The sequence below is a fragment of the Phyllobacterium zundukense genome (assembly GCF_002764115.1).
Classification (GTDB): Bacteria; Pseudomonadota; Alphaproteobacteria; order Rhizobiales; family Rhizobiaceae; genus Phyllobacterium; species Phyllobacterium zundukense.
Genome location: NZ_CP017944.1, coordinates 84372 through 99101 on the forward strand (window position 1 = coordinate 84372; position 14730 = coordinate 99101).

Here is a 14730-nt window from a genome sequence, read left to right on the forward strand (position 1 = left end):
CTGGCCGGCATGAGCCGAAAGGTTTGGAGATGTCCGTGAGCCGACGCCCGTTTGCCCCCCTACGCAATCTGAACGCCAAAGTCGCGGCTGTGCCGATGATCATCACCGTGCTTGTTGTCTTTGTCGGCTGTACGCTTTGGACCGTGGTTTATTCCTTTACGTCCTCGCGTTCCCTGCCAACGCTGGATTTCGTCGGCTTCGATCAGTATGTGCGGCTTTTCCGGACTTCGCGCTGGACTGTTTCCCTGAAGAATCTCGCGATCTTCGGCATTCTATCGCTGACCTTCTCCCTCGTGCTGGGCTTCATCCTGGCTGCGCTGATGGATCAAAAAATTCGCTTCGAGAACACGTTCCGCACCATCTTTCTCTATCCTCATGCGTTGTCATTCATCGTCACCGGCCTTGTCTGGCAATGGATTCTGACGCCAACCTTTGGCGTACAGAAGGTCGTCCGGGACCTGGGTTTTGAAACCTTCAATTTCCCGATCCTGACTGATGGCCGCTTTACGATTTACGCCATCGTCATCGCCGGTCTCTGGCAGGGCACGGGCCTGGTCATGGCGCTCATGCTGGCCGGCCTGCGAAACATCGATGACGAGATATGGAAAGCAGCGCGGGTTGACGGGATTCCGACGTGGAAGACCTACCTCTTCATCGTCATCCCGATGATGCGGCCCGTTTTCATCACGACGCTGGTCATCATTTCCGCGACCATCGTCAAGGTCTATGACCTTGTCGTAGCGCTGACCAATGGCGGCCCTGGCATCGCCTCCGAAGTCCCCGCCAAATATGTCTACGACTTCATGTTCTCACGCGGCAATCTTGGCCAGGGCCTCGCCGCCTCGACGATCATGCTCACAACTGTCCTCATCATCCTGGTGCCCTGGGCTTTGCTGGAATTTCGCCCCCGGAACCGCAGTGGAGGTGCTTCGAAATGAGTTCAAGTCTCCCCAGCTTTGAACCGCGTGGCCATCGTCCCAAGCGCTTCGTATCGCCCGCGTCGATCATGATCTATTCGGTGCTGGTCGTTGCGGCGATCTACTATCTGATCCCGCTCTACGTCATGGTCATGACGTCGTTGAAAGGCATGCCGGAAATCCGCCTCGGCAATATTTTCTCGCCGCCGGTCGAGGTGACCTTCCAGCCATGGGCGACCGCCTGGAACAGCGCCTGTACGGGCCTTTATTGCGAGGGGATCAAGGTCGGGTTCTTCAACTCGATGAAGATCTTGATCCCGAGCGTGATCCTCTCGATCATCATCGCGTCGGTGAATGGCTATGCCCTGTCCAACTGGCGCTTCAAGGGCTCGGAGCTGTTCTTCACCGTGCTCATTTTCGGTGCCTTCATTCCCTATCAGGTGATGCTCTATCCGCTCGTCATCATCACGCGTGAGCTCGGTATATTCGGAACGCTGACCGGCGTCATCGTCATCCACACGATCTTCGGAATGCCCATCCTCACCTTGCTGTTCCGCAACTATTTCGTCTCGCTGCCGCCGGAGTTGTTCAAAGCTGCGCGTGTCGATGGCGCCGGCTTCTGGCGCATCTTCCTGCAGATCATGCTGCCCATGTCCCTGCCGATCTTCGTGGTCGCAATCATCCTGCAGGTAACCGGCATCTGGAACGACTTCCTCTTTGGCGTGATCTTTGCCGGCACCAAGAATTTCCCGATGACGGTACAGCTCAACAACATCGTCAATTCGACGCAAGGGGTGAAGGAATACAACGTCAACATGGCCGCGACCATTTTGACCGGCGCGGTGCCGCTCCTCGTCTATTTCTTTTCAGGCAAGTATTTCGTCAGGGGCATTGCCGCTGGCGCCGTAAAAGGATGACCATTTTGCACAGTGTTTTGATCAAGGACCTTTCGCTCAATTTCGGCTCCATCAGCGTCCTGAAGGATCTCAATATCGAGGTGGCAGATGGCGAGTTCCTCGTGCTGCTCGGCCCATCCGGCTGCGGCAAGTCCACGCTGCTCAATTGCATTGCCGGGCTTCTGGAAATCTCCGACGGACAGATCTTCATCAAGGGCAAGAACGTCACCTGGGAAGAGCCGAAGGATCGCGGCATCGGCATGGTGTTCCAGTCCTATGCCCTCTACCCGCAAATGACCGTCGAGAAAAACCTTTCCTTCGGGCTGCGGGTCGCCGGACTGCCTGCGGCAGAAATCCAGAAGCGAATTGCTCACGCTGCTGAAATCCTGCAGATCGGGCCCCTGCTGCACCGCAAGCCCGCCGAACTGTCCGGCGGCCAGCGGCAGCGTGTCGCCATCGGCCGCGCATTGGTGCGCGATGTCGACGTGTTCCTGTTTGACGAGCCGCTTTCGAATCTCGACGCGAAACTGCGTTCCGAACTGCGCGTCGAGATCAAGCGGCTGCACCACAAGCTTGCCAATACGATGATCTACGTCACCCACGACCAGATCGAAGCGCTGACGCTGGCAGACCGGATCGCCGTGATGAAGGGCGGGTTGATCCAGCAGCTAGATGACCCGCTGACCATCTATAACAGGCCGCGCAATCTATTCGTCGCGAGCTTCATCGGCTCGCCCGCCATGAACTTCCTGAAGGGCGAGATCACCGGGACGAACGGCTCGCCGGTCTTCAAGGCCGCCGATTTGAACATATCGCTGGCTGGCTATGAGGCACAGCAGTCCCTGGCGCCTGGTCATTCCGTCATTTTTGGCTTCCGTCCGGAACACATCATCATCAGTGATACGCCTGGCCCCGCCGGCCGCTCCTGCGAGGCCATCGTCGACCTGGATGAACCGATGGGCGCTGACAGCCTCGTCTGGTTGAAGGTCGCGGGAAAAGCGATTTCAGTTCGCGTCGATTCCGGCAGACGCTACCAGCCAGGCGAGAAAGTCTTCCTGACCTTCAACCCCGCCATGGCCTCCCTCTTCGACGCCGAGACCGAAGACCGGCTTTAAACTTCCCAAGCATCATGGAGAAATAAAGTGACCGACCTTTCCTACCAGCTCTACAGCTCCCGCAATTTCCCGCCACTCGACCAGACATTGGAAATGTTGAAGCGCAATGGTTATGCGCAGGTTGAAGGCTATGGCGGCGTCTATGCCGATCCCCGCGCGACAAAGGCTGCGCTCGATGCAAATGGCCTCACCATGCCTACAGGTCATTTCAGCATCGACCTGCTGGAAACCGAGCAGCAAAAGGTCCTCGATATCGCCGGTACGTTCGGCATGAAGGCCATCTACTGCCCGCATCTGGCTGTGGACCTGCGCCCCACGGACGCGGCAGGCTGGTCGGCTTTCGGCAAGCGGCTGGAAGCGGCACACGCCACTTACAGCAAGGCTGGATATATTTTCGGCTGGCACAATCACGACTTCGAATTCAAGGCACTTGCCGATGGCTCGATCCCGCAAAAGCTGATCTTCGATGCAGCCCCCAGCATATCCTGGGAAGCGGACATTGCCTGGATCATCCGCGGCGGCGGCGATCCACTCCAATGGATCGAGAACTATGGCTCGCGCATCAGCGCCGTGCACGTCAAGGACATCGCGGCCGCCGGTCAAAACACCAATGAGGATGGCTGGGCCGATGTCGGCTACGGAACCGTCGACTGGAAAGCCCTGATAACGGTCCTGAAGGGTACCCCAGTCCGCTATTTCATCATGGAACACGACAACCCATCGGACGATGAGCGGTTCGCCCGCCGCTCCATCGCGACCGTCAAGGCATTCTGAAGAAAGACACAGACATGGCTAAAGCACTTGGGATCGGCATTATCGGTGCCGGCAATATCTCCACGACCTATCTAAGACTTGCCCCGCTGTTCAAGGGGATTGAAATCCGTGCCATCGCCGACATTAGCAAGGCAGCGGCGACTGGACGTGCATCCGAATACAGTGTCGAGGCACGCAGCATTGATGGCCTCCTGGCCAGTGACGACATTGATCTCGTCGTCAACCTGACAGTCCCCGATGCTCACTTCGATGTTTCGAAGCAGATTCTCTCTGCAGGCAAGCATCTCTATTCGGAGAAGCCGCTGACGCTGTCGCTGAAGGACGGTCTGGAATTGCAGAAACTCGCCGCGAAGAAAGGCCTGAAAGCGGGCTGCGCACCCGACACCTATCTCGGCGGTGCGCACCAGCTGGCGCGCAAGCTAGTCGATGACGGTCAGGTCGGCACGATCACCTCCGGCACGGCCCATGTCATGAGCCATGGTATGGAGCACTGGCATCCCAACCCGGATTTCTTCTTCCGCCCGGGCGGCGGACCCATCCTTGATCTTGGTCCGTACTACATCGCCAATCTGATCAATCTCATCGGTCCGATCAGGCGGGTAGCGGCGCTGACATCAATGGCCACACCGACCCGCACCATTTCCAGCGAACCGCGCAAGGGCGAAACCATCAAGGTGACAACACCGACGACCATTCAGGCGCTGCTTGAATTCGAAAGCGGTGCTTCGGTCACCCTGTCGGCAAGCTGGGACGTCTGGGCCCATCATCATCCCAATATGGAGCTGTACGGCACGGACGGTTCGCTGTTCCTTCCGGATCCGAATTTCTTCGGCGGCGAGGTCAAATTGGCAAAGCCGGGCAAGAAGGCCAAGCCTGTGAAGGCTTGGGCGCATCCTTTCGGAACGCCCAACCAGAAACATGCGGCAGGCCTGATGGCCAATTACCGCACGGCTGGCCTCGCCGACATGGCAGTCGCCATCCTGCAGGGACGCGACATACGCTGCTCGCTTGAAAGGGCCCTGCATGGCGTTGATGTGATGATTTCGATCCTTCGCTCAGGCGAGGAAAAGAAGTTCATCGACATCAAGACAAGCTGCACACGGCCGGAAGCTCTTGGCATCAAGGAAGCCAAATCGCTGTTGAAAAAGAACTAAGTCATCGCTCCCAGGCGATTGCGGTCATGGTCGGGCGCCACTATGTTGGCCGCCCGATTATGATTTATGGGAATGCCAGTGACTGTTACAAAGACTGCCCGCATCGCTCGCCTTATCGCTGCCGAAATCAACGCGAGGCCAGAACAGGCCAATGCTGCGATCGAACTCCTCGACGGCGGCGCAACCGTGCCTTTCATTGCGCGCTACCGCAAGGAAGTCACCGGCGGGCTGGATGACACGCAGCTTCGCACACTCGACGAGCGCCTCATCTATCTGCGTGAACTCGATGCACGCCGCGACACGATCATCGAGTCGATCCGCGGCCAGGGCAAGCTTACCGACGAGCTGGAAGGCAAGATTGCCGGGGCAGTCACCAAGGCAGAGCTGGAAGACATTTATCTTCCCTACAAGCCCAAGCGGCGGACCAAAGCTGAAATTGCGCGCGAACGCGGACTTGGTCCGCTGGCGGAAACAATCCTGTCTGACCGGCGCACGATTCCTTCCGAACTGGCGAAGGACTTCCTGACGGACGAAGTCCCCGATGTGAAGGCTGCGCTCGACGGCGCCCGCGATATTCTCGTCGAAACCTTCTCGGAGAATGCCGATCTTGTCGGCCGCCTGCGCAATTACATGAAAGATCGTGCCATCCTGCGCGCCAAGGTTGTGGCGGGCAAAGAGGAAGCCGGCGCAAAGTTCTCGGATTATTTCAATCACTTCGAACGCTGGGCAATCGTGCCGAGCCACCGTGCGCTGGCCATGCTCCGCGGCCGCAACGAGGAAATACTGTCGCTCGACCTCGAGGTTGATGCCGAAGACACCGCCGCCATCAAGCCGGTCGAGCGCATGATCGCCGACACCTACTCGATCCCGGCCAATGGCGGTGCTGCCGACAGCTGGCTGACGGAGGTCGTGCGCTGGACATGGCGCATCCGTCTGTCGCTCAATCTCTCCATCGATCTCATGACCGCCCTGCGCGAACGCGCCGAGGAAGAGGCGATCCATGTCTTTGCCCGCAACCTCAAGGATCTGCTGCTGGCAGCGCCTGCCGGTTCGCGCGCTACCATGGGCCTCGATCCCGGCATCCGCACGGGTGTGAAAGTCGCGGTCATCGATGGCACCGGCAAGCTGCTCGATACGGCAACGGTCTATCCTTTCCCGCCGCGCAATGATGTGCGCGGGGCACAGGCTAAATTGGCAAAGCTCATCGTCAGGCACAAGATCGAGCTGATTGCCATCGGCAATGGCACCGGCAGCCGCGAGACCGAACGTCTGGTCGCCGACATGCTTTCGGACATGTCGTCGCCAAAACCGTTAAAAGTCATCGTCAGCGAAGCGGGGGCTTCGGTCTATTCCGCATCGGCGACTGCTGCAGCCGAATTTCCCGGGCTCGACGTGTCGCTGCGCGGTGCAGTTTCCATCGCCCGCCGTCTGCAGGACCCGCTGGCGGAACTGGTCAAGATCGAGCCAAAATCCATCGGCGTTGGCCAATACCAGCATGATGTCGATCAGTACCGCCTCGCCCGCTCGCTGGAGGGTGTGGTCGAAGACGCGGTGAACGCCGTCGGCGTCGATCTCAACACCGCATCGGCTTCGCTGCTCGCCCGTATTTCGGGCCTCGGGAGCTCGCTCGCCGAAGCGATCATCGCCTATCGCGATGATGTTGGCCCATTCAGGACCCGGCGCGATCTGCTGAAGGTCGCCCGGCTCGGACCGCGTGCCTTTGAACAATGCGCTGGGTTCCTGCGCATTCCGGACGGCACAGAGCCGCTGGATGCTTCGGCCGTTCACCCGGAAGCCTATGGCGTTGCCAAGAAGATCGTCAGCGCCTGCGGCCGCGATGTGCGCTCGCTGATGAATGACGGCAGCGCGTTGAAGGCACTCGATCCACGCGTCTTCGTCGACGAGCGCTTCGGGTTGCCGACGGTACGCGATATTATTGCCGAGCTGGAAAAGCCCGGCCGTGATCCCCGACCGGAATTCAGGACAGCGTCCTTTGCCGATGGCATCGACAATATCAAGGATCTGAAGCCGGGAATGCTTCTGGAGGGCACCGTCACCAACGTTGCCGCCTTTGGTGCCTTTGTCGATATCGGCGTACATCAGGACGGCCTCGTGCACCTTTCGCAACTGGCCGATCGCTTCGTCAAGGACGCGCATGAAGTGGTCAAGGCGGGCGATGTGGTGAAGGTGCGGGTCGTCGATGTCGATGTGAAGCGTAATCGCATCGGTTTGACCATGCGCAAGGATGGCGGCAGCCCGCAGCCGCCGAGAGGTCCGCGTCCCGCCGACAGCAATCAGCGGCCCCGCACGCAGACGCTAGCGCCGAAGCCACAACCGGCTGCGCAAGGCGCCTTCGGGGCGGCTCTTGCGGACGCGTTGCGCAAGAAGTGATATTGCGATGCAGCGGCGTCCGAACCTCGGGAGGCGCGTCGCCATAACATAGTGAACTGCTGGGAGAAGCATTTTGGATATCCGCAAAATAGGCAAGACGCCGCTTGCCGTCACGCAATTCGGGTTTGGCGGAGCAGCGATTGGCGGGCTCTACCGGGAGTGCACGCGCGAAGCAGCGATGGATACGCTGCAGACAGCGTGGGATGCCGGGTTACGCTATTTCGACACCGCGCCGTTCTACGGCTTCGGCCTGTCCGAACGGCGGACTGGCGATTTTCTGCGCAGCAAACCGCGTGAGACCTATGTCCTGTCGACCAAGGTTGGCCGCCTGTTGCGGCCGGTCCCTGACGATCAGGTCCCCGACCATTCCTATGTCAACCCGCTGCCCTTTACCGTCGATTATGATTACACCTATGACGGTATCATGCGGTCGTTCGAGTTCAGCTATGCCCGGCTCGGTTTGAACCAGATCGACATTCTCTACGTCCACGATATTGGCGCCTACACGCATGGCGCCGAGAAGAATGCGGTCTATTTACGCCAGTTGCTAGACAGCGGTATGAAGGCGCTCGACGAGCTGAAATCCTCCGGCGCGATCTCTGCCTACGGCCTCGGTGTCAACGAGGTTGAAGTCTGCCTCGAAGTGACCGCAAGAAGTCCTATCGACTGCATCCTGCTTGCCGGGCGCTATTCGTTGCTCGATCGCTCGGCCGAGCGCGGGTTGCTCGATGTGTGCCGCAAACAGCAGATTTCACTGGTGATCGGCGGTGTGTTCAATTCCGGTATCCTGGCAACCGGACCGGTTCCCGGGGCCAATTTCGATTACGGCCCGGCCTCGGACGATATTCTCGAGCGTGTACGGGCCATGCAGGAGATTGCGCAAGCCAATTCGATTCCGCTTGCTGCTGCTGCCATGCAGTTTCCGTTGCGTGAACCGGTTGTCGCCAATGTCCTTATCGGCACGGCCAAGCCGTCCAGCCTGACCCGAAATATGGACCTGTTGTCGGTGAATGTACCGGAGGCGGCCTATGCCGCGTTCGAGCCCTTTACAATCCGATGAGTGGTCAGGCGTGGCCGCGCAAACGGCCACGCCCAGCAAAAATCATGCAGCGAGCCGGCGGCTATTGACCAGGTCTACAAGCTTCAACGCCCGGGCGAGACTGTCGGCCTGCTCGGTGGCAAATCGCTCTCCGGTGATTTCCATGATCAGCATGGTATCCGGCAGGAAGGTGAGTTCGGAAAAGATCTCTTCCCAGGGAATGTCGCCCCAGCCAATCGGCAGATGCAGATCACCGATCCCGAGTGCGGTCGCTTCGGCCGGGTGATAGAACTTCGTCATGCTGTAGGGACGGCCGAAGCTGTCATGCACATGCAGATGTCCGGTGACTGGCGCCATCGCCCGGATCTGCTCGCGCCAGTTGAGGCCGAGGCGCGTGCATTCGATATAAGCATGGCTGAAGTCGATCAGGCCGCAAACATTGGGGCTGTTGACGGCCTTGGCTGTCTCGCCGACCTTTTCCGGCGTCTGACGGTATTCCGCATCGCTCAGCGCAAAGATATTTTCAAGCGCGATACGCACGCCATAACCCTTGGCGATCTCGGCCATCTCGGCCAGCGCATCCCGCTCCATCTGGTCAAGCTCGCCAATGCGTGTCAGCGCCGGCATTTTTGCCTGACCGCTATGATGGACGAGAATGCCAGCCTCGACACGATTGCAAAGTTCGAGCATGGCGCGGACGACAGCTTTCTGCAGGTTGAGATGTTCACTATCCATGAAGTTGGAAACGATCTGCCCGTGTACACTATATCGCAGGTCGAACTTGCGGGTGATCTCGACCAGGCGCTCTGCGCGACCGGGAATGATGCGGCCGCCGGAAATCAGTTCTTCGCCGTAGAGTGACAATTCAGCAGCGGTTGCACCGAGATCGCTGATGGTGCGCAGCGAGCCTTCAAGCGTATCGAAATTGCCGTCGCCCGTATAGGTACAGAAACCGACGGAAGAAATAGTAGAGGCTGAGTTCATGATCGATCCTTTCAAGCGGGTTAGGCCGCCACGGTTGTTTTGATTGTACGCTTTACTGCGGGCACGTCATCAAGGCGCAGGCCCGTTTCCAGCGAGAAAAGGTGAATATGTTCGGCTGGCAACTGCAGGCCGACCGTCGTTCCCGTTTCGAAGAGTTGCCCTTCGTCCATGGCGACAGCAAAGGTCTGCCCGTCGATCTCGACGTGAACGATGCGGCCTGAACCCAGCTCTTCAACAAAATCGATCGTCGCCGGCACGCTGTTTACCGTTCCCGCCGCAACGAGCCGGCAATGTTCCGGCCGGATAGCTGCGGCGACATTACTGCCAGCATTATCGCGACCGAGCTCCGGGTCAATCGCCAATCTTATGCCGTCGAGCAGCACGAAATCTCCGCTCGGCGCGATCGTGCTGTCGAAGAAGTTCATGGCTGGCGAGCCAATGAAGGAGCCGACAAAACGGGTCCGCGGCCGATGGTAGATTTCCAGTGGCGTGCCGACCTGCTCGACATGGCCCTTGTTCATCACGATCAGCTTGTCAGCCAGCGTCATGGCCTCAACCTGGTCGTGGGTCACGAAGACCGAGGTAGCCGACAGCCGCTTGTGCAGGCGGCGGATCTCAACGCGCATCTGGACGCGCAGCTTGGCATCGAGGTTGGAGAGGGGTTCGTCGAACAGGAAGACCTTGGGCTCGCGAATGATGGCACGGCCCATGGCAACGCGCTGGCGCTGACCACCCGACAGCTGTGCCGGCTTGCGGTCCAGCAGTTCCTCAAGCCCGACCACCCGTGCCGTTTCCGCGATACGCCTGTCCCGCTCAGCGCGCGGAACACCTGCGACCTTCAGCGCATAGCCGATATTCGCGGCCACGCTCATATGCGGATAAAGCGCGTAGTTCTGGAAGACCATCGAACAACCGCGATCGCGCGGCTCAAGCTCGTTGACGACCGTGCCATCGATCGAGATCTCACCTGCCGAGATCTCCTCGAGTCCGGCGATCATGCGCAGCAGGGTCGACTTGCCGCAACCCGAAGGGCCAAGGATGACGACGAATTCTCCCGATTTGAAATTGAGATCGACACCATGCAGGATTTGCGTGCGGCCATACGACTTGCGGACGTCCTTGATGCTGATTTCAGCCATGGATTTTTCCTTTATTTCTCTGTCGAGACGAGACCGCGCACGAACCAGCGCTGCAGAACAGCGACGACGATCAGCGGCGGCGACATGATGATGAGGGCACCGGCCATGGAGATATTCCATTCCGGCAGGCTGTTGACCGAAGGGACAAGCGTGCGCATCGCCACCATTGCGGTCTGGTAATCGGCCTCCGTGGTCATCAGCTTTGGCCAGAGGTACTGGTTCCACGCATAGACGAACATGATCGTTGCCAGCGCCAGCATGTTGGTGCGCGACAGCGGCAACAGGATATCGATGAAGAACCGCAACGGCCGCGCTCCATCCATCTTCGCCGCCTCCGCAAGTTCATCCGGCAGGGTCATGTAGAACTGCCGGTAGAGAAACGTTCCTGTCGCTGTCGCGATAAGCGGCAGAACCAGACCGGAATAGGAATTCAGCAAGTTCCACTGCAACGACAATTCAATGCCGGTGAGCGTCTGGATGAGCCAGCGCACCGGTTCGAAAACATCTGCCGCAATATTGTATGTCGGGATCACGCGCACTTCGAGCGGCAGCATCAATGTGAGGAACACCATCCAGAAGAACACATGACGCAGCGGACTGCGGAAATAGACGATTGCAAAGGCACTCAGCGCTGCAAGCACGATCTTGCCCGTCATGACCAGCAGCGAGGTGATGAGGCTGTTGAGCAAAGCAGGGCCAAGATTGGCTCGATGCCATGCCTCTTGAAGATTGTGCAGGAAGTCCGCACCCGGCATGAAATTGAAGGGCACCGCGTTGACCTGCGCCAAAGATTGCGTCGATGCCGCGAAAATCATCCAGAACGGGCCGAGAATGAGAAGCAGGCCGAGACACATGATGAAGTAAGTCGCGGCGTTGAGAATGGGAGTGCGTTCAATCATCGCCGGATCCTACTTGTAATGCACACGCCGCTCGACGTAGCGGAACTGGATGAATGTAAAGAGCATGATCAGGGCGATGAGAATGAGGCTCTGCGCCGCTGCACCCGAATAGTTCAGGCCGCGAAATGCCTCGCTGACAATGCGATAGACCATGACATTGGTGGCCTTGTTCGGCCCGCCTTCGGTCGTCAGGTCAACAATGCCGTAGGTATCCGGACCAACGAAACTTTCGGTCAGATTGAGCACAAGCAGGAAGAACAAGGTCGGCGCTAGCAGCGGGATCTGCAGATCGAATGCCCGGCGGACCGGACCGGAGCCGTCCATCGACGATGCTTCGATCAGGCTGCGCGGGATCGACTGAAGACCCGCCGTCATGAAGATGAAATTGTAACCGATCCATTTCCAGGCGAAACACACGATCACCAGTATCATCGCGTGACTGCCGAATTTCGCCGGATTCCACAGATCGGGCGACCAGGTGTTGACCACCGCGATCAGACCGCTCTCGGGAGCAAAGATGAAACGGAAAGCAAGGCCAACCGCCGGCGCGGCAATCGCATAGGGCCATATGTAGAAGAAGCGGAACAAACCGGACCCCTTCAGCTGGCGATCAACGCAAATGGCAAGCACAAAAGCGACGAACATCGAAAGGGCCGTGGCGCTGAAGGCGAAAAACAGGCTGAGCGAAACCGACTGCCAATATTCACTGTCGGCGAAGACTTCACGAAAATTGTCCCAGCCGACGAACAGTCTCTCCCCTACCCCGCCAAATGCCGGCTCCAGCGAAAAGGCCCAGGTGAGAACCGACGTCGCCGGCCAATAGAAGAAAAACAAAATCAGCAGGAGTTGCGGAAACGCAAACAGGATTGGCAACCACCAGCTTTTGAAAACAGCGCGCTTGTTCATGAGATCGTCCGGCCCAGTCTCTTGATTGGATGCAAAAACCAATGGCCCGGATGCGCTCCGGGCCATTGATGCGATGTGGATCAGTTCAATGCACGGCCGGCATAGGTCTTTTCGAAGCGGCGAAGAATGGCGTTGCCGCGTTCGACGGCCTGGTCGAGGCCTGCCTGCACGGTCAACTTACCGAAGAAGATACCTTCCATCGCATCGGAAATTTCCTTGCGGATTTGCGGGAACCCGCCGAGACGGATGCCGCGTGTATTGGCTGAAGTCGGCGTGAAAGTCAGGCTGGCAATAGCCTTGTCGCGGCCCTTATAGGCCGGCTTGTCGTAGAAGCCGTTGGCTTTCATGGCTTCGAAGCCTGTCTTCGTAACCGGGATATAGCCGGTAACGGTCGACCACCACTCAACCATATCCGGCTGGGCAATGAAGTTGAGGAACGCTGCAGCGCCCTTGTATTCGGCATCGGGACGGTTGTTCAGGACCCAGAGGGAGGCACCACCGACCAGCGAATTCTGGCGCTCGGTACCTTTCCAGACCGGAAGCATGGTGACGTCCCACTTGGCGCCCGGCTTGATGGTCTTGCCGATGGTGCCGTGATCGGCGATCGACGATTGGATCATCTGGCATGTTTCGGATGTGAATGCCGGAACGACATCCATGCCGAGCTGCTTGGTCTTGACGACAAACAGGCCTTCATCGGTCATCTTCTTGAAGAAGGTCAGGTGATCGACGAGCTTGGTCTTGTTGATGACGAGTTCCGTGTCGAGTCCGTCATAACCATTGTTCTTCGTCGCGATGGGCTGGTTGTGGATCGCAGAGAACTGCTCGACGATAGCCCAGGTATCAAAGCTGAAGCCGAGCGGGCAGGAATAGCCTGCTGCCTTCAACTTGCGTGCAGCGGCTTCGACGTCTTCCCATGTCTGCGGGGCGCCTTCGATGCCTGCCTTGGTGAACGCATCGACATTGTAGTAGAACATGGCAGTCGATGAATTGAACGGGAACGAGTAGAGTTCGCCCTTCGAAGTCGCATAATAATTGGCGATGCCACCGAAATAATTGGCCCAGTCGATCTTGTAGCCATTGTCTTCCATCAGCTTCTTCGCCGGAACGAAAGCGCCTGACAGCATCAGGTCGAGTGTGCCGCCGTCAAACACCTGCACGATGGCCGGGTGCTTCTTGGCACGGTAGGCAGCAATCGCGTTCTGCACCGTCTCGGGATAGCCATTCTGGCTGGTGCAGACGATTTCATAATCCGCCTGCGAGTCGTTGAACTTCTTGCACGCGTCCTGGACGCGCTCGCCAAGATCGCCGCTCAGCCCATACCAGAACTCGAACTTGGTTTTTTCTGCAAGTGCAGGCGTGGCGCCGAGACCAGCCGCCAAGACAGCAGCGGCCAAACTGAATTTGACAGCAAGTGTTTTCATCTGAAGTCCCCGTTCCAATGAGTGGCAATGAATTTACGGGCAATTCCAGGAAAGCCCTGGCCGCCTCGATCGCAACTATGTCTAGGGTGGCTGTGTGAAACTTTGATCGATTTGGTACGAAAGTATTGTGACAATGCACAGCTGCGTAAAACCACTAAATAAGCCGGCTACAAGCCATCACCTTTGTTTCGTCATGTGATGCTTGAAATGGCACAATTTTTTCGCCATAGGGCGATTGCTGCCACAATCCCGTGCTTCGTTGCGAGAATCCCCACCCTGGCACAGGGAGACCTCCATGCCTTACGAACTCTATTATTGGGACGGAATACAGGGCCGCGGCGAATTCGTCCGGCTGGCACTTGAAGAGGCCGGCGTGGACTATGTGGATGTCACGCGACGGCCGGACGGCATGGCGGCGATGATGAAGCTGCTCAAGGGCAGGACCGAACCGCACATACCCTTTGCGCCGCCGTTCCTGAAGGATGGCGATCTCATCGTCCCGCACGTCGCCAATATTCTGCTCTATCTCGGCCCAAAGCTTGGCCTTGCACCAAAGAGCGAACCTTTGCGCTTCATTGCCAATGGCCTGCAACTGACCATCACCGACTTTGTTGCCGAGGTGCATGATACGCATCACCCCGTTTCGACAAACCAGTATTATGAAGATCAGAAGGAGGCAGCCAAACAGCGTTCTGCCGATTTCAACGTGCATCGTATTCCAAAATTCATGGGTTATTTCGAGCGCGTGCTGGAATTAAATCCGGAAGGCAGCAAACATGCGATCGGAAATGAGCTAAGCTATGTGGACTTGTCCTTGTTCCAGGTAATCGAAGGGCTCCACTACGCCTTTCCGCGGGCCACCAAAGATTTCAGCAGACATTATCCGGCGCTTATTGCCTTGCATGATGCAATTGAGCAGCGCCCCAACATAAAGAATTATCTCGCCTCCGAACGCCGGCTCGACTTCAATGAATCAGGCATCTTCCGTCACTATCCTGAGCTTGACCAGGACGCCTGACTAAGGCCAGATACCGCCATGTCCGTCCGGCGCTGTCACTTTTGCTGGACAAGGTGGGCCGGACGGGTTCCATT

13 protein-coding genes are annotated in these 14730 nt (G+C 58.0%); 8 read left to right on the top strand and 5 right to left on the bottom strand.

The genetic code is table 11. From position 1 onward, the window contains the following. Window positions 1-29: 29 nt before the first annotated feature. From BLM14_RS28845 to BLM14_RS28875, 7 genes are all read left to right on the top strand, one after another. Window positions 30-938: a carbohydrate ABC transporter permease gene (locus tag BLM14_RS28845; protein WP_100003656.1), complete on the top strand. Its 909-nt coding sequence runs from the start codon at window positions 30-32 to the stop codon at window positions 936-938. Then, window positions 935-1834, top strand: a complete 900-nt coding sequence (locus tag BLM14_RS28850) for a carbohydrate ABC transporter permease (RefSeq protein ID WP_100003490.1) — start codon at window positions 935-937, stop codon at window positions 1832-1834. Before BLM14_RS28845 ends, BLM14_RS28850 begins: the two co-directional genes overlap by 4 nt. After that, entirely contained in the window at window positions 1831-2928 is a 1098-nt protein-coding gene (locus BLM14_RS28855) for an ABC transporter ATP-binding protein (RefSeq protein WP_204252061.1), read from the top strand. The genes BLM14_RS28850 and BLM14_RS28855 overlap by 4 nt, the downstream gene beginning before the upstream one ends. A gap of 27 nt (window positions 2929-2955) precedes the next feature. Then, complete coding sequence (locus BLM14_RS28860) at window positions 2956-3702, top strand: sugar phosphate isomerase/epimerase family protein (RefSeq protein WP_100003491.1); 747 nt, start codon at window positions 2956-2958, stop codon at window positions 3700-3702. A 14-nt stretch (window positions 3703-3716) separates the two neighbouring features. Then, entirely contained in the window at window positions 3717-4856 is a 1140-nt protein-coding gene (locus BLM14_RS28865; RefSeq protein WP_100003492.1) for a Gfo/Idh/MocA family protein, read from the top strand. Between the two features lie 72 nt (window positions 4857-4928). Then, on the top strand, window positions 4929-7247 hold the full coding sequence (locus tag BLM14_RS28870) for a Tex family protein (RefSeq protein ID WP_100003493.1): 2319 nt from the start codon (window positions 4929-4931) through the stop codon (window positions 7245-7247). 70 nt (window positions 7248-7317) lie between these two features. Then, complete coding sequence (locus BLM14_RS28875; protein WP_162293275.1) at window positions 7318-8307, top strand: aldo/keto reductase; 990 nt, start codon at window positions 7318-7320, stop codon at window positions 8305-8307. A gap of 42 nt (window positions 8308-8349) precedes the next feature. Here the strand turns inward: BLM14_RS28875 and BLM14_RS28880 are convergent, their stop codons facing one another. From BLM14_RS28880 to BLM14_RS28900, 5 genes are all read right to left on the bottom strand, one after another. Next, on the bottom strand, window positions 8350-9270 hold the full coding sequence (locus BLM14_RS28880; RefSeq protein ID WP_100003495.1) for a sugar phosphate isomerase/epimerase family protein: 921 nt from the start codon (window positions 9268-9270) through the stop codon (window positions 8350-8352). A 20-nt stretch (window positions 9271-9290) separates the two neighbouring features. Beyond that, complete coding sequence (locus BLM14_RS28885) at window positions 9291-10409, bottom strand: sn-glycerol-3-phosphate import ATP-binding protein UgpC (protein ID WP_100003496.1); 1119 nt, start codon at window positions 10407-10409, stop codon at window positions 9291-9293. An 11-nt stretch (window positions 10410-10420) separates the two neighbouring features. Beyond that, complete coding sequence (locus BLM14_RS28890; protein WP_100003497.1) at window positions 10421-11308, bottom strand: ABC transporter permease subunit; 888 nt, start codon at window positions 11306-11308, stop codon at window positions 10421-10423. 9 nt (window positions 11309-11317) lie between these two features. After that, window positions 11318-12214 carry a carbohydrate ABC transporter permease gene (locus tag BLM14_RS28895; protein ID WP_100003658.1) on the bottom strand — a complete coding sequence of 299 codons (897 nt, stop codon included), beginning with the start codon at window positions 12212-12214 and terminating at the stop codon, window positions 11318-11320. Window positions 12215-12294: 80 nt separating this feature from the next. Continuing rightward, on the bottom strand, window positions 12295-13638 hold the full coding sequence (locus BLM14_RS28900; RefSeq protein ID WP_100003498.1) for an extracellular solute-binding protein: 1344 nt from the start codon (window positions 13636-13638) through the stop codon (window positions 12295-12297). A gap of 295 nt (window positions 13639-13933) precedes the next feature. On the opposite strand from BLM14_RS28900, the gene BLM14_RS28905 reads away from it, so the two are divergent. Continuing rightward, window positions 13934-14656 carry a glutathione S-transferase gene (locus tag BLM14_RS28905; RefSeq protein WP_100003499.1) on the top strand — a complete coding sequence of 241 codons (723 nt, stop codon included), beginning with the start codon at window positions 13934-13936 and terminating at the stop codon, window positions 14654-14656. Window positions 14657-14730 lie beyond the last annotated feature (74 nt).

Excerpts from the sequence above, each read along its gene's own strand:
- BLM14_RS28855 (WP_204252061.1), top strand. The coding sequence starts at position 1,831 with ATGACCATTTTGCACAGTGTTTTGATCAAGGACCTTTCGCTCAATTTC.
- BLM14_RS28890 (WP_100003497.1), bottom strand. The coding sequence starts at position 11,308 with ATGATTGAACGCACTCCCATTCTCAACGCCGCGACTTACTTCATCATG.
- BLM14_RS28845 (WP_100003656.1), top strand. The coding sequence starts at position 30 with ATGTCCGTGAGCCGACGCCCGTTTGCCCCCCTACGCAATCTGAACGCC.
- BLM14_RS28905 (WP_100003499.1), top strand. The coding sequence starts at position 13,934 with ATGCCTTACGAACTCTATTATTGGGACGGAATACAGGGCCGCGGCGAA.
- BLM14_RS28870 (WP_100003493.1), top strand. The coding sequence starts at position 4,929 with ATGCCAGTGACTGTTACAAAGACTGCCCGCATCGCTCGCCTTATCGCT.
- BLM14_RS28850 (WP_100003490.1), top strand. The coding sequence starts at position 935 with ATGAGTTCAAGTCTCCCCAGCTTTGAACCGCGTGGCCATCGTCCCAAG.
- BLM14_RS28885 (WP_100003496.1), bottom strand. The coding sequence starts at position 10,409 with ATGGCTGAAATCAGCATCAAGGACGTCCGCAAGTCGTATGGCCGCACG.
- BLM14_RS28900 (WP_100003498.1), bottom strand. The coding sequence starts at position 13,638 with ATGAAAACACTTGCTGTCAAATTCAGTTTGGCCGCTGCTGTCTTGGCG.
- BLM14_RS28895 (WP_100003658.1), bottom strand. The coding sequence starts at position 12,214 with ATGAACAAGCGCGCTGTTTTCAAAAGCTGGTGGTTGCCAATCCTGTTT.
- BLM14_RS28865 (WP_100003492.1), top strand. The coding sequence starts at position 3,717 with ATGGCTAAAGCACTTGGGATCGGCATTATCGGTGCCGGCAATATCTCC.
- BLM14_RS28880 (WP_100003495.1), bottom strand. The coding sequence starts at position 9,270 with ATGAACTCAGCCTCTACTATTTCTTCCGTCGGTTTCTGTACCTATACG.